The 13605-nt window shown below is 65.2% G+C and carries 10 protein-coding genes and 2 pseudogenes; all 12 read right to left on the bottom strand.

All coding sequences use genetic code 11. From position 1 onward, the window contains the following. Window positions 1–408: pseudogene (locus VKR55_RS08845) on the bottom strand (cell division protein FtsA); the annotation flags it as partial. After that, window positions 405–1391 carry a cell division protein FtsQ/DivIB gene (locus tag VKR55_RS08840; protein WP_324401907.1) on the bottom strand — a complete coding sequence of 329 codons (987 nt, stop codon included), beginning with the start codon at window positions 1389–1391 and terminating at the stop codon, window positions 405–407. The gene VKR55_RS08840 and the pseudogene VKR55_RS08845, both read right to left, overlap by 4 nt. Then, window positions 1340–1610: pseudogene (locus tag VKR55_RS33030) on the bottom strand (hypothetical protein); the annotation flags it as partial. The gene VKR55_RS08840 and the pseudogene VKR55_RS33030, both read right to left, overlap by 52 nt. Before the next feature lie 69 nt (window positions 1611–1679). Next, the gene (locus VKR55_RS08835) at window positions 1680–2672 is read right to left on the bottom strand and encodes a D-alanine--D-alanine ligase family protein (protein ID WP_324401905.1); all 993 of its coding nucleotides are present in this window, start codon (window positions 2670–2672) and stop codon (window positions 1680–1682) included. A gap of 126 nt (window positions 2673–2798) precedes the next feature. Beyond that, window positions 2799–3719 carry a UDP-N-acetylmuramate dehydrogenase gene (murB, locus tag VKR55_RS08830; RefSeq protein WP_324401903.1) on the bottom strand — a complete coding sequence of 307 codons (921 nt, stop codon included), beginning with the start codon at window positions 3717–3719 and terminating at the stop codon, window positions 2799–2801. Window positions 3720–3909: 190 nt separating this feature from the next. Beyond that, window positions 3910–5313, bottom strand: coding sequence for a UDP-N-acetylmuramate--L-alanine ligase (murC, locus tag VKR55_RS08825; RefSeq protein ID WP_324401901.1), 1404 nt, complete (start codon window positions 5311–5313; stop codon window positions 3910–3912). Between the two features lie 148 nt (window positions 5314–5461). Further along, window positions 5462–6565: an undecaprenyldiphospho-muramoylpentapeptide beta-N-acetylglucosaminyltransferase gene (gene murG, locus VKR55_RS08820; protein WP_324401899.1), complete on the bottom strand. Its 1104-nt coding sequence runs from the start codon at window positions 6563–6565 to the stop codon at window positions 5462–5464. A gap of 153 nt (window positions 6566–6718) precedes the next feature. Then, window positions 6719–7870 (bottom strand): putative lipid II flippase FtsW, encoded by a 1152-nt coding sequence (gene ftsW, locus VKR55_RS08815; protein WP_324401897.1) that lies wholly within the window; start codon window positions 7868–7870, stop codon window positions 6719–6721. Between the two features lie 182 nt (window positions 7871–8052). Next, window positions 8053–9453, bottom strand: coding sequence for a UDP-N-acetylmuramoyl-L-alanine--D-glutamate ligase (gene murD, locus VKR55_RS08810; protein WP_324401895.1), 1401 nt, complete (start codon window positions 9451–9453; stop codon window positions 8053–8055). A 111-nt stretch (window positions 9454–9564) separates the two neighbouring features. Then, the gene (gene mraY / locus VKR55_RS08805; RefSeq protein WP_324401893.1) at window positions 9565–10674 is read right to left on the bottom strand and encodes a phospho-N-acetylmuramoyl-pentapeptide-transferase; all 1110 of its coding nucleotides are present in this window, start codon (window positions 10672–10674) and stop codon (window positions 9565–9567) included. 12 nt (window positions 10675–10686) lie between these two features. Continuing rightward, on the bottom strand, window positions 10687–12123 hold the full coding sequence (locus VKR55_RS08800) for a UDP-N-acetylmuramoylalanyl-D-glutamyl-2,6-diaminopimelate--D-alanyl-D-alanine ligase (RefSeq protein ID WP_324401891.1): 1437 nt from the start codon (window positions 12121–12123) through the stop codon (window positions 10687–10689). Then, complete coding sequence (locus tag VKR55_RS08795) at window positions 12120–13577, bottom strand: UDP-N-acetylmuramoyl-L-alanyl-D-glutamate--2,6-diaminopimelate ligase (protein ID WP_324401889.1); 1458 nt, start codon at window positions 13575–13577, stop codon at window positions 12120–12122. The genes VKR55_RS08800 and VKR55_RS08795 overlap by 4 nt, the downstream gene beginning before the upstream one ends. Window positions 13578–13605: the final 28 nt, after the last annotated feature.

Raw genomic sequence — 13605 nt, 5'->3', positions numbered from 1 at the left:
GGTAACGCGGGTGACGTCGGCGGCGGTGACCGCGCCGCCACGAATATCGGCCGCGGCTTCAACCAGTTGGCCCTGCAACCTTCCTGCCGAAACCGACAGCAGCACCGATTCAACCCGAACCTTGGCCATGCGTTCGGCCAGGGCCACTGCGTGACGCACGGCCTGTTCGCATTCGGCGAGATCGACGACCGCGCCGGCCTTGACGCCGAGCGAGCGGATCTGGCTATAGCCGATCAGTTCGACCGCATGGCTGCGGCCGCGCAAGGCATCGCTCGGCGGGCACGGCTTCAGCCGCGCGATCATGCAGGCGATCTTGCTGGTGCCGATATCGAGTGAAGCGACCAGCGCGGTGCGCTTGCCGGACATCGGGCGCGTCTTCGGCGTCAAGGTGCGATCGAGGCCGGTCATGCAGCGTCACCCGGCTTCTTCTTGGCGGCCTTCTTCAACTGATCCTCGCGCGCCTTGGCGGCCTCGTCGGACAATTGCACGGTGAGCCGATCGGAGAGGCGCATGTCGATGGCGACGATGTCGCGCGAGAACAGGTGGTCGTCCTGGTCGAGCTTGGTCAAGGTCGCGAGCGCATTGCCGACGTCGTTCTCCGGCAGGCGGATGTCGAGGCCATCCCTGGTGCGCAGATTCCAGCGTCGCTCGCCGACGAAGACCGCGGCCCTGGTCACCGCGTTGACCTGCGGATAGCGCGCGAGCAGCGCCAGGAAATCGCGCGCACGGGTAGCCGCTCCCTTGCCGACCACCAGCGGCAATGACAGGAAGCTGCGCGATACGTATGGCTCGAGGACGGCGCCATCATCGGCGATGACGGAGAGCTTGCCGTTCTCCTGCCACAGCGCAAAAGCCGAGCGCTCGACAATGTTGATCTCGAGCGCGCCGGGATAATATTTGATCACGGTAGCGTCCGCGATCCAGGGATTGGCTTTCAGCCGGTCGCGCACGGCGGCGGCATCGAGGAACAACAGCGACGAGCGGCCAGTGACGCCGCCGATCGCGAGCACTTCGTCCTGACTCAATTGCTTGCGGCCGTTGATGGCAACCGTGGTGATGCGGAAGCCCAGGGAATTGGCGAGCGCGTTGCGGGTATCGCTCAAGCCTGCGGCAAAGTCGTCATAGTGACCGCCGCTGACGATGCCGAGCCAGGTGCTGCCGGCGAGCAGGAGCAGCGTCGCGGCGAGGCCCGCGCGGCGCGGCACGTGGCGTTCGATCCACGCGATCAGGCGCGGCGGCGGCTCACGGTCGAGCAGCGATTGCCTGGCGCTCTTTTTCGCGGCGCGCTTTGATCCCAGATACCCGCGCAACAGCACGACCGCACCCATTGCGGCCGCCTTCAGGTCGGCTTGAGGCCTCTGATGTTGTGCGAGGCGTCCTGCACCATCCATTGCACGAGCTCATCAAACATTGTTCCCGCAATTACGTTGCGGGCCGCGGCGGAGATGGCATTCGGTGATGAAGCGGAAACGTCCGCTAGACACGTCCCGGCAACCAAGCGCCACACGCGCCGCCGGCGTTAACCTTCGGACTTCCTGGTAAACAAAGGGTAAAACAGGTCGGGACAGGGCGTTTTTTGATGCGTCCTGTGAGATATTTGCAGTGAAATCTTAGGGATTTTAGCCATCCGGAACGACTTTTCGCCCCTTTTGCCACCCTGCCCCGTTAACCCTTTGTCATTATTTCCTTAACCGATGCTCGGCGAGCACGATCTGGTCTTTGAGAAAATCGGCGAACTCGATCCCGTGGGCCTTCAGAGCCTTGGGGTAGAGCGAGGCCTGGGTCAGACCCGGCAGCGTGTTGGTTTCGAGATAAACCGGCCCGTTGGCAGAGACGATGAAATCGGTGCGCGAATAGCCGAAGCAGGACAGCGCCTTGTGCGCGCGCAGCGCCTGGTCCTTGAGCGCGGCGGTCACCTCGGGCGTAAAGCGGCCCGGGCAGATCTCCTGGGTCGATTTCAGAAGATATTTGGCGGTGTAGTCGAAACTGCCTTCGCCCGGCACGATCTCGATCGGCGGCAGCGAGAACACCTCGCCGTTCGATCGCTCCAGCACCGCACAGGTGGCTTCGACGCCGGAGATGAACGGTTCGATCAGATAGGCTTCGGTCTTCGCGGCATTGCGGACGGCGACGAGATCCTGCCTGGCGTTGACGAAGATCAGGCCGTAGCTCGAGCCGTCGTGGGTGGGCTTTGCGATCAGCCGGCCGTGCTCTTCGAGGGCGGTGTCGATATCTTTCAGCGCCACGTTGAACGTGGTCATCACGCCGGCGATGGCGGCAAAGCGCTTTGCTGAAACCTTGTCGAAGGCAAGATGCGAGGAAGCGGAATCCGATCCGGTATAGGGGATGCCGCGAACTTCACATGCCGCCTGTAACTCGCCGTTCTCGGCGCGGCCGCCATGCAGGCCGAGCACGAACAGCCTCTCGTCGCGCTTGGCCTGATCCAGCGCCTCCTCGATCGATTTGCCGACGCAGTGTCCGCCCGGCTTGAATGCATGCTCGAAGGGGCGCGTATGCGCGACCAGCGTCTTGGCCAGCGTCTCATGCACGCTGTCGTCGGCGTCCCAGAACCACAGATCGGCCTCGGGCAAGGCCCGGCACAGCGCCTGGGCGCTCGCGACGGAGACCAGCCGCTCCTTGTTGGTGCCACCGAAGAGAATGGTGATGCGCATTATTTCCGCCTGCTATTCCACCTTCGTCATTCCGGGACATCGCGAAGCGATGGGCCCGGAATCCATAACCACGGTCTTGGGATATGGATTCCGGGCTCGCGACTTCGTCGCGCCCCGGAATGAGGGCTAAAGAGGAACCCCGATCCGCTTGATTTCCCAATGTAGCTCAATTCCCGAATTTTGCTTGACGCGCTCGCGTACGCTCTCGCCGAGCGCCTCGATATCGTGGCCGGTGGCGTTGCCGGTGTTGATCAGGAAATTGCAGTGCATCTCGGAGACCTGGGCGCCGCCGAGCTTGAGGCCGCGGCAGCCCGCGGCATCGATCAGCTTCCAGGCGCTATGACCGGGCGGATTCTTGAAGGTCGAGCCGCCGGTCTTCTCGCGGATCGGCTGCGCGGTCTCGCGATGGGTCTGCACCTCGTTCATGCGCGCGCGGATCGCCTCCGGCGTGGCGGGCGTTCCGCAAAACCGCGCGGACGTAAAGATGATGGAGGGATCGACGCCACAATTGCGGTAGACGAATTTCATGTCGGCATTGGAGAAGATGTGCTTGTTGCCCTTGCGATCGACGCCGATCGCATCGACCAGCACGTCCTTGGTCTCGGCGCCATTGGCGCCCGCATTCATGCGCAGCGCGCCGCCGATGGTGCCGGGAATCCCGAAATAGAATTCGAGGCCGGCGAGGTTGGCGGCTGCCGCGGTTTCGGCTACGCGCTTGTCGAGCGCGGCGGCTCCCGCAGTGACGAGCTCGCCATTCGCGCTGGCCTCGCCAAAGCCGCGCGGCGCGAGGCGGATCACGACGCCCGGCAGGCCGCCATCGCGCACGATCAGGTTGGAGCCGACGCCGACGACATAGACCGGCAGGTCTTCCGGCAGGTGTTTCAGAAAATAAGCGAGGTCGTCCTCATCGACCGGCGTAAACAACACCTGCGCCGGGCCGCCGACGCGAAACCAGGTGAGCTCGGCGAGCGGCTGGTTGGCAATGAGCCGTCCGCGCAAGTCAGGCATCGCGGCTTTCAATTCCGGTGTGATGTCGGGGAAACTCATGCGCGATGTCCCGCCTCGAATGAGGAAGGCACTCCGTTTCCGTTCCCTCCCCCCTTGCGGAGGAGGGTTAGGGAGGGGGGTAGCCCCGGGCTCCGGAGTTCGTGGCTACCCCCCTCCCCCGCCCTCCTCCGCAAGGGGGGAGGGAGCGCAGCATTCCGTGATGCAAACAGCGAGATCAAAATCACCGCCCTTATCCCAGCGCCTTCAATTCGCCCGGCAGCGCATAGGCCCATTGGGTGATGTTGCCGGCGCCGAGGCAGACGACGAGATCACCGGGCCTGGCGAGCTTCTTCACAATGCCTGCGAGATCCGATGACTTCGGCAGCGGGATCACCTCGCGATGGCCGTGTGCGCGCAAACCCGTGACGAAGTGATCGCGGTCGACGCCTTCGATCGGCGTCTCGCCGGCCGGATAGACTTCGGCGACCACCACGCTATCGGCGTCGTTGAAACAGGTGCAGAACTCTTCGAACAGCGATTGCAACCGTGTGTAGCGATGCGGCTGCACCACGGCGACGATCTTGCCGTTACTGGATTCGCGCGCGGCCTTCAGTACCGCGGCGATCTCGACGGGGTGATGGCCGTAGTCGTCAATCACGGTGACGCCGTTCCATTCGCCCGTCTTGGTGAAGCGCCGCTTCACGCCGCCAAAGCCCGCGATCGCCTTGCGGATGGCGTCATCGGAAATGCCGAGCTCATGCGCGACCGCGATTGCCGCCGTCGCGTTGGAGGCGTTGTGCCGGCCCGGCATCGGCAGCGCGATATCGGAGATCTCGTGCGCGCCGCCGCTCTTGCGGTCGCGGATCACGACCTGGAATTTCGAGCCGCCACCCATCGGCGTGAGATCGACCAGCCGTGCGTCGGCCTGCGGGTTCTCGCCATAGGTGATGATGCGGCGGTCCTCGATCTTGCCGATGAGCGTCTGCACCACCGGATGGTCGATGCACATCACGGCAAAGCCGTAGAACGGCACGTTCTCGACGAAACTTCGGAACGCATCCTGAATCGCGTCAAACGTCTTGAAGTGATCGAGATGCTCGGGATCGACGTTGGTGACGATCACGACATCGGCCGGCAGTTTCAGAAAGGTGCCATCGCTCTCGTCGGCCTCGACCACCATCCAGTCGCCCGCGCCCATGCGCGCGTTCGAGCCATAGGCGTTGATGATGCCGCCGTTGATGACGGTCGGATCGAGGCCGCCGGCATCGAGCAGGGTCGCGACCATCGTGGTCGTGGTGGTTTTGCCGTGGGTGCCGGCGATCGCGACGCAGCTTTTGAGCCGCATCAATTCGGCCAGCATCTCCGCGCGCCGCACCACGGGAATGCGTCGTGCGCGCGCCGCCATCAGTTCCGGATTGTCGCGCTTGATCGCGGTCGACACCACGAGCACGTCGGCGCCGTCGATATTCTCCGCCTTGTGGCCGACCGAAACCTTGACGCCCTTCTCGCGCAGCCGCGTGACGTTGCCGCTCTCGGCAGCATCCGAACCTTGCACGGTGTAGCCGAGATTGCAGAGCACCTCGGCGATGCCGCTCATGCCGATGCCGCCGATCCCGACGAAGTGGATAGGTCCGATCTCGCGCGGCAGTCTCATGAAAAATTCCCCGGTGTCACCGTCCGCCTTGTGCGCAATTGCGCACTGGAGCGGCCGATCCAGCACTCCGCGCAGCCGGTTGTTCCGATCGGCGGCGCGGGTTACTGGATGCCCCGCTTTCGCGGGACATGACAAGGGTTTTTTGGGCCTAAATTCCGGCGGTTTTCATCACCAGATCGGCCAGCCGTTCGGCGGCATCGAGGCGGCCGACGCTGCGCGCGGCTTTGGCCATTGCCGCGAGACGCGCCGGTTCAGCGGCAAGTGCGGAGATTTCCGAGGCGAGACGATCGGAGGTGAATTCGGCCTGCGGAATCCGTAAAGCGCCTTCCACTTGCGACAGCACGCCGGCGTTGGCGAACTGATCCTGGTCGATCGAGCCCGGCAACGGTACCAGAATCGAAGGCCGGCCGATCGCAGCGAGCTCGGCCACGGTACCGGCGCCGGAACGGGAGATGATCAGATGATTCGACGCGAGCCGCGCCGGCAGGTCGGTGAAGAACGGCGCGAGCTCGACCTGGATCTTCAGCCGGTCATAGACCGGGCGCACGCGAATCATGTCTTCCTCGCGCACCTGCTGGGTGAGGATCAGACGGCTCCATAAGGCCGGCTCAAGGCGCTCGATCGCGCCTGGCACGATGTCGCTCATCACTCGCGCGCCCTGGCTTCCGCCGACCACAAGCAATCGCAGCGGCCCCTTCGGCTCCGGCGCCGTGTAGCGCGCGGCCGCAGCGATGAGCACCGCCGGACGCATCGGCGTGCCGACAGTCGTGGTCTTGCCCGAGAGCGCCGGGTCACGATCGAGCACGCCGGGCAGCGAGGTCGCGATCGCGCTGACATGGCGCGAGAGGAAACGGTTGGCGCGGCCGAGCACCGCATTGGCGTCGTGGATGATGCTGGGAATGCCGGCGAGCCTTGCGGCGATCAGCGGCGGCAAGGTCGGATAGCCGCCGAAGCCGACCACGGCCACCGGTTTCAGCCGGCGCAACAAGCGGAATGCGGAAAGCGTGCCCGTCGCAAGCGTGACGGTGGCGTAAGCGAGCTGCAACGGATTGCGGCCGCGCGCCGTCTCGCTCGCCACCACGTCGATCATGTCCTTGGAGAACAGCCCGCCATAGCGCAGCGCGCGGTCGTCGGTGACGAGGCGCACGCGCAGGCCGCGCTTGATCAGCTCGACGCCCAACGCTTCCGCGGGAAACAAATGGCCGCCGGTGCCGCCCGCAGCCAACAGGATCAATGGGGCTGTGTTTTCCATGCAAAGTCTTTACAAGGAAACCTCCGTCATTGCGAGCCAACGGGTCGCGCGAATGCGCGCCCGATGACAGGCTCGGCGAAGCAATCCAGAACTGCCTCTGCGGAAGCAGTGTGGATTGCTTCGCTTCGCTCGCAATGACGACGTGGCGTAGAGTTAAACGTAGCTCGGCGCGGTTGCGCCGTCGCCCAGCGACGCCAGCTCGCTGCGAGGCCTGAGCCGGGTCAGCGCCAGCATCATGCCGACACCGTAAGAGAGCGACACGATCGACGAGCCGCCATAGGAGATGAACGGCAGCGTCATGCCCTTGGCGGGAATGAGCTGCAGGTTGACCGCCATGTTGATCGCGGCCTGCACCCCGAACATGATCGCAAGACCGGACGCCGCAAAGCGCGCGAACATGTCGTCGTTGGCATAGGCCCGCGACAGCGCGCGGATCACGATGAAGGCGAACAGCGCGAGCAGCGCCAGGCACAAGACGATGCCGAACTCTTCGGCCGCGACCGCGAACACGAAGTCGGTGTGGCTGTCCGGCAGGCTGCGCTTGGCGATGCCTTCGCCCGGCCCAAGCCCGAACCAGCCGCCGTTGGAGAAGGCTTCCATCGCGGTGTCGACCTGGAAGGTGTCGCCGGACGCCGGATTCATGAAGCGCTGGATGCGGCCGGCAACGTGCGGGACCAGGAGATAGGCGGTGAACAGCCCGGCGGCCGCCGCGCCCGCGAGCCCCATCACCCAGATCATCCGCATGCCTGCAATGAAGAACAGCGCGCCCCACACCATCAGGATCAACATGGTCTGGCCGAAATCGGGCTCCATCACGAGCAGCGCGACCAGCATCAGGAGGAGCACCAGCGCCATCGTGGTGGCCGGCATTTCCGGCCGTTTGGTCGATTCCGCAAACAGCCAGGCCGCGACCACGACGAAGGAGGGCTTGGCGGATTCGGACGCCTGGATATTGACGCCGAGCAGCGTGATCCAGCGCCGCGAGCCCTTCACTTCAGGTCCGATCAAGAGCGTCACCACGATCAGGATGACGGAGACCGCGAACACGATCAGCGCGGTGCGGCGGATCTGCCGCGGCGACAGGAATGAGACGCCGATCAGCACGATGAAGGACGGCAGCAGGAACAGCACGTGGCGATTGAAGAAATGGAACGGATCGAGCCCGATCCGCACCGCGACCGCCGGGCTTGCGGCCAGCGACAGCACAATGCCGCACAGCATCAGCGCGATGATGGCGCCCAGCATCGGACGGTCCACGGTCCACCACCAGTCCGACAGCGGATTGCGTTCTTCGCGGGAGAGCATGGGCGGTCCTTCAGGGACAAACGGGTCCCTCCCATTGGTCGCCCATGATGGTTTCCAAGGGGTTAATGGAATTCTTAACTTTCGGTAGTTGGCGCGTCATTCCGGGATGGTCCGAAGGACCAGAACCGGAATCTCGAGATTCCGGGTTCGATGCTTCGCATCGCCCCGGAATGACGCCACCATCACACCACCGGCTTGACGCCCGGCAGCGCGTTGACGAGGTCGCGGAACTTGGCCCCGCGGATCTCGAAATTGCGATACTGGTCGAAGGACGCGCAGGCCGGCGACAGCAGCACGACCGCGTCATGCAGTCCCGAGGCCTCCGCGTCGCGCGCGGCATTGGCGACCGCGACATCGAGCGTTTCGGAAATCTCATGCGGCACGCTGTCGCCGAGCGTGCCGGCAAACTCCTGCGCCGCCTCGCCGATCAGATAGGCTTTGCGGATGCGGGGGAAATATTCGCCAAGGCTCGTGATGCCGCCGGCCTTGGGCTTACCGCCCGCGATCCAGAAAATATCGGCAAAGGACGAGAGCGCGTGCGCGGCCGCATCCGCATTGGTGCCCTTGGAGTCATTGACGAACAGCACATCGCCGCGGCGGCCGACCTGCTCCATGCGATGCGCGAGCCCCGGAAAGCTCCGCAAGCCGTCCTGCAAAACGTCGCGGCCGACACCGAGCGCCAGCGCGCAAGCCGCCGCGCAGGCGGCATTCTGCGCATTGTGGAGGCCGCGCAGCGAGCCGATGCCGCCGATCCGCGCGATCTCGCTGCGCGCGCCGCCGGAGGCCTGCACGATGGTCTCGCGCTCGACATAGATGCCGCTCGCGAGTGGATTTCGCACGGAGATGCGCACCACGCGTTTTCCGGCGCGGTCGAGGCGGTCGGCGATGTTGCGGCACCAGACGTCGTCGACGCCGACGACCGCCGTGCCCTCTGCCTGCACGCCGGCGACGAGGCGTTCCTTCACCGCCGCGTAGTGATCGAGCGTGCCGTGCCGGTCGATGTGGTCCTCGCTGACGTTGATGAGGATGCCCACCGTCGGATCGAGCGAGGGCGTGAGATCGATCTGGTAGGACGACATCTCGATCACATGGACGCGACCCTTGCGCGGCGGCTCCAGGGACAGGATCGCGGTGCCGATATTGCCGCCCATCTGGGTGTCGTAGCCTGCGACCTTCATCAGATGCGCGATCAAGGCCGTGGTGGTGGACTTGCCGTTGGTGCCTGTGATCGCGACAAAGGGCGCATCGGGGGCATGGCGCTGCCGCTCGCGGCAGAACAATTCGATATCGCCAATCACCTCGACCGCCGCCTCGCGCGCCAGCGTCACGCTCCAGTGCGGCGCGGGATGCGTCAGCGGCGCACCGGGCGTGAGGATCAACGCGGCAAAGTTGCTCCAGGAGACACTGCGCAGATCCGCGGTGATGAAGCCCGCTTGCGCGGCCTTGGCGAGGTTGTCGGCATTGTCGTCGCCGGCGACGACTTCGGCGCCGCCCGCTTTCAGCGCCTGGCAGCTCGCGAGCCCCGAGCCGCCGAGGCCGAACACCGCGACCGTCTTGCCTGCAAAGGAGGTGACAGGGATCATGATTGCGACACCGTCATTCCGGGGCGCGCGATAGCGCGAACCCGGAATCTCGAGATTCCGGGTTCGATGCTTCGCATCGCCCCGGAATGACGGCCTGTTGAGCCCACGTCATTACCGCAGCTTCAGAGTGGAGAGCCCGGCCAGCGCCAGCATCACCGAGATGATCCAGAAGCGGATCACGATCTGCGGCTCGGTCCAGCCGAGCTGCTCGAAGTGATGGTGGATCGGCGCCATCCTGAAGATGCGCTTGCCCGTGAGCTTGAAGGAGGCGACCTGCACGATCACGGACACCGCCTCCAGCACGAACAGGCCGCCGATGACCGCGAGCACGATCTCGTGCTTCACGGCGACCGCGATCGAGCCGAGCATGCCGCCCAGCGCGAGCGAGCCGGTATCGCCCATGAAGATCGAGGCGGGCGGGGCGTTGAACCAGAGAAATCCGAGGCCGGCGCCGAGCACTGCCCCGCACAGCACGGAAAGCTCGCCGGTGCCCGCGACATAGTTGATCTGCAGATAGTCGGAGAATACGGCGTTGCCGACGAGATAGGCGATCAGGCCGAAGCTTGCGGAGGCGATCATGACGGGAACGATTGCCAAGCCATCGAGCCCGTCGGTCAGGTTCACCGCATTGCCGGCGCCGACGATGACGAAGGCGCCGAAGATCACGAAGAACCAGCCGAAATTCACGACCAGCTCCTTGACGAAGGGAATGGCGAGCGACGTCGAGGAGACGTCGCGGCCGAGCTTGACCAACGCATAGCACGCCGCCAGCGCGATCAGGGATTCGAGCAAGAGACGCAGCTTGCCGCCGAAGCCGGTCGTGGTCTGCTTGGTCACCTTCAGGTAGTCGTCATAGAAGCCGACAAAACCGAAGCCGAGCGTCACCGCCAGCACGATCCAGACGTAGGGGTTGAGCGGGTTCGCCCACAGCAGCGTCGAGACCACGAGCCCCGACAGGATCATCAGCCCGCCCATCGTCGGCGTGCCCTTCTTGGCGATGATGTGCGATTGCGGGCCGTCGGCGCGGATCGGTTGACCCTTGCCTTGCCTCAAGCGCAGATGATCGATGATCCAGGGCCCGAACAGGAACACGAACAGCGCGCCGGTGGCGACCGCGCCGCCGGTGCGGAAAGTGATGTAACGAAACACGTTGAGACCCGTGCGCAGCGCGCCGAATCCCGGAGGGAATGAATTGGAAAGTTCGATCAACCAGTAAAACATTCAGTTTCCGCCCTAACCCGCGGCGCCATTGTGCGCGGAGCCCGGAAAGCGCTTTTCCAGCGCATTCACAATCGTTTTCATCTTCGAGGCCAGCGACCCCTTGACCATGATCGCATCGCCCGCGCGAATGGCAGAGACCGCCTGCGCTTCCAGGCCGGCCGAGTTCTCCGCGTAGCCGCCTCGTTTACCCGCGGACAGCGCGTCCCACAAGTTGCGCATCAGGGGGCCGCAACAATAAACCAGATCGATCTGGTTCGCCTTGACCGCCTCGGCAAGGCCGCGATGCAGATCCGGCCCCGCCGGGCCAAGTTCGAGCATGTCGCCGAGCACGGCGATGCGCCGGCCCCTCGGGCCGATCTCGGCCCGGCCGAGCACGTTGATGGCGGCGGCCATCGACGCCGGATTGGCGTTGTAGCTCTCGTCGATCAGGATCGCCTCACCGCTGGCGATCTCCAGCACGCGGCGCACGCCGCGGCCCGTGGCGGGGGCCACCTGCGACAGTGACAGCGCGGCGAGCGCGAGATCGGCGCCCGCCAGCGACGCGGCGGCAAGCACGGCAAGCGAGTTCATCGCCATGTGGCGGCCGGGCACGCCGAGCTTGTAAGTCACGTCATGGCCAAAGATGTTCGCATGCACGGCCGAAGTGCTCGCATGCAGCGAGATGTCGAGCAATCGCGCATCGCATGCCGGCTCGGTGCCGAAGGAGACGATGCGGGTGACGCCGCGTGCCTTCGCATTGGCCGCGAGCCGCGCGAACTGCGAATTGTCGCGGTTGAGCACCGCGACACCACCGGGCTCGAGGCCGGCGAAGATTTCCGCCTTCGCGTCCGCAATCGCCTCGATGCCGGAGAAGAATTCCAGATGCACGGGCTCGACGGTGGTGATGATGGCGACATGCGGCCGCACCATCTTCACCAGCGGCTCGATCTCGCCCGGGTGATTCATGCCGATCTCGAAGATCGCAAAGCGCGCGGAAGCCGGGCAGCGCGCCAGCGACAGCGGCACGCCCCAATGATTGTTGAAGGAGGCGACGGAAGCGTGAGTCTCGCCTTGCGCGGAGAGCACGCCGCGCAGCGCTTCCTTGGTCGAGGTCTTGCCGACCGAACCCGTGACGGCGGTCACTTGCGCGTTCAACCGCGCGCGCGAGGCTCGCGCGAGGCCGCGCAAGCCTTCGAGCACGTCGTCCAGCACAAGCAGCGGCGCATCGGCTGCGAACTTCTGGCGCTGTGCCGCCGCGACCACGGCGAGCCCGGCGCCAGCCTCGAGCGCCGCGTCGACGAAATCGTGCCCGTCATGGACATCGCCCTTGATCGCGAAATAGGCCTCGCCCGGCAGAATCGTGCGGCTGTCGATGGAAAGACCGGTGACCGCCTCGGGCAGCGTGCCGCTTGGCGCGGCGCCCATCGCTTCGCGCATCGCCTCCGAAGTCCATAGCGGCGCTGTGCTCATGCAACCCTCGGGGAAAGTGCCGCGGCGACCGCGTCATGATCGCTGAAGGGCAGCGTCTTGTCGCCGATGATCTGCCCGATCTCATGTCCTTTGCCGGCGATGAGAAGCGCATCGCCCGGCTGCAATTGATCGATGGCGGCACGGATCGCGCCCGCGCGGTCGCCGATCTCGGTCGCGCCCTTCGTGGCCGCAAGGATCGCTGCGCGGATCATGGCCGGATTCTCGCTGCGGGGATTGTCGTCGGTGACGATCACCCTATCGGCGTTCTCGCTCGCGATCGCACCCATCAGCGGGCGTTTGCCCGCGTCGCGGTCGCCGCCGGCGCCGAACACCACGATGAGCCTGCGCCTGGCATAGGGCCGCAACGCCTGCAGGGCTTTCGCCAGGGCATCGGGCTTGTGGGCATAATCGACAAAGATTGGCGCGCCGTTGCGCTCACCGACCCGCTCCAGCCGTCCCCTGGCGCCTTCGAGATGTTCGAGGCTTGCGAACACCGCTCCAGCCTCGCTGCCGATCGCGATCGCCAGCCCCGCCGAGACCAACGCGTTCTCGATCTGGAACGCGCCGACCAGCGGGAGCCGCAATGATAGTCTCTTGCCGCGATGCTCGACAACGAGCTTCTGCGCAAAACCGTCGATACCGGCCTCGACGAGGCGAATGCCCTCGCCTCTTCCGGCGCCATTGCTGCCGACCGTCAGAAGCCGCAAGCCACGCTTGCGCGACGCTTCGATCACTTCAGGCGAATGCTCGTGATCGGCCGAAATCACCGCCGCGCCGCCGGGCGGAATCAGCTCGCGGAACAGGCGAAGCTTCGCGTTCAGATAGTGCGCGACGTCGGGATGATAATCCATGTGGTCGCGCGACAGATTGGTGAAACCGCCCGCCTGAATGCGCACGCCATCAAGGCGATATTGATCGAGCCCGTGCGAGGACGCCTCGAAGGCCAGATGCGTGACGCCCTCGCGCGCGATCTCGTCGAGCTGACGATGCAGCGCGATCGGATCGGGCGTCGTCAGCGAGCCGTAGACGGTGCGCTTCGGCGAGACCAGCCCGATGGTGCCGATGCTCGCCGAGGCGTGGCCGAGCCGCTGCCAGATCTGGCGGGTGAAGGCCGCAACCGACGTCTTGCCGCTGGTGCCGGTAACGGCGGCGATCGCCGCAGGCTGCCGGGGAAAGAATTTCGCCGCGGCCAGCGCCAGCGCGCGACGCGGATTTGGGGTTGCGACAAAGGGCACTGAAATGCGTTGCGGCCGATGATCGCCGGCTACCGCGACCGCGCCTGCCGCGATCGCCGCTTCGATGAAGCGCGCGCCGTCGGTCTTGTGGCCTGCCAGCGCGAAGAACAGGTCGCCCGGCTTCACCACGCGGCTGTCGACGGCAAGCCCTGTGACGGCGGTCGCCTCGGCGTGCTGCTCGATTTTAGCCTCGTCGTCGAAGAGGTCGCGAAGCTTCATAAGGTTCCAGTCGGATGGAAGCGCAGGA

Source organism: Bradyrhizobium sp. (genome assembly GCF_035309285.1).
Classification (GTDB): domain Bacteria; phylum Pseudomonadota; class Alphaproteobacteria; order Rhizobiales; family Xanthobacteraceae; genus Bradyrhizobium.
Note: the sequence above shows the minus strand (reverse complement) of the source record. Positions and strands in the feature narration are given on the sequence as shown.

Excerpts from the sequence above, each read along its gene's own strand:
- murD (WP_324401895.1), bottom strand. The coding sequence starts at position 9,453 with ATGATCCCTGTCACCTCCTTTGCAGGCAAGACGGTCGCGGTGTTCGGC.
- VKR55_RS08795 (WP_324401889.1), bottom strand. The coding sequence starts at position 13,577 with ATGAAGCTTCGCGACCTCTTCGACGACGAGGCTAAAATCGAGCAGCAC.
- VKR55_RS08800 (WP_324401891.1), bottom strand. The coding sequence starts at position 12,123 with ATGAGCACAGCGCCGCTATGGACTTCGGAGGCGATGCGCGAAGCGATG.
- murC (WP_324401901.1), bottom strand. The coding sequence starts at position 5,313 with ATGAGACTGCCGCGCGAGATCGGACCTATCCACTTCGTCGGGATCGGC.
- VKR55_RS08835 (WP_324401905.1), bottom strand. The coding sequence starts at position 2,672 with ATGCGCATCACCATTCTCTTCGGTGGCACCAACAAGGAGCGGCTGGTC.
- VKR55_RS08840 (WP_324401907.1), bottom strand. The coding sequence starts at position 1,391 with ATGGATGGTGCAGGACGCCTCGCACAACATCAGAGGCCTCAAGCCGAC.
- mraY (WP_324401893.1), bottom strand. The coding sequence starts at position 10,674 with ATGTTTTACTGGTTGATCGAACTTTCCAATTCATTCCCTCCGGGATTC.
- murG (WP_324401899.1), bottom strand. The coding sequence starts at position 6,565 with ATGGAAAACACAGCCCCATTGATCCTGTTGGCTGCGGGCGGCACCGGC.
- ftsW (WP_324401897.1), bottom strand. The coding sequence starts at position 7,870 with ATGCTCTCCCGCGAAGAACGCAATCCGCTGTCGGACTGGTGGTGGACC.
- murB (WP_324401903.1), bottom strand. The coding sequence starts at position 3,719 with ATGAGTTTCCCCGACATCACACCGGAATTGAAAGCCGCGATGCCTGAC.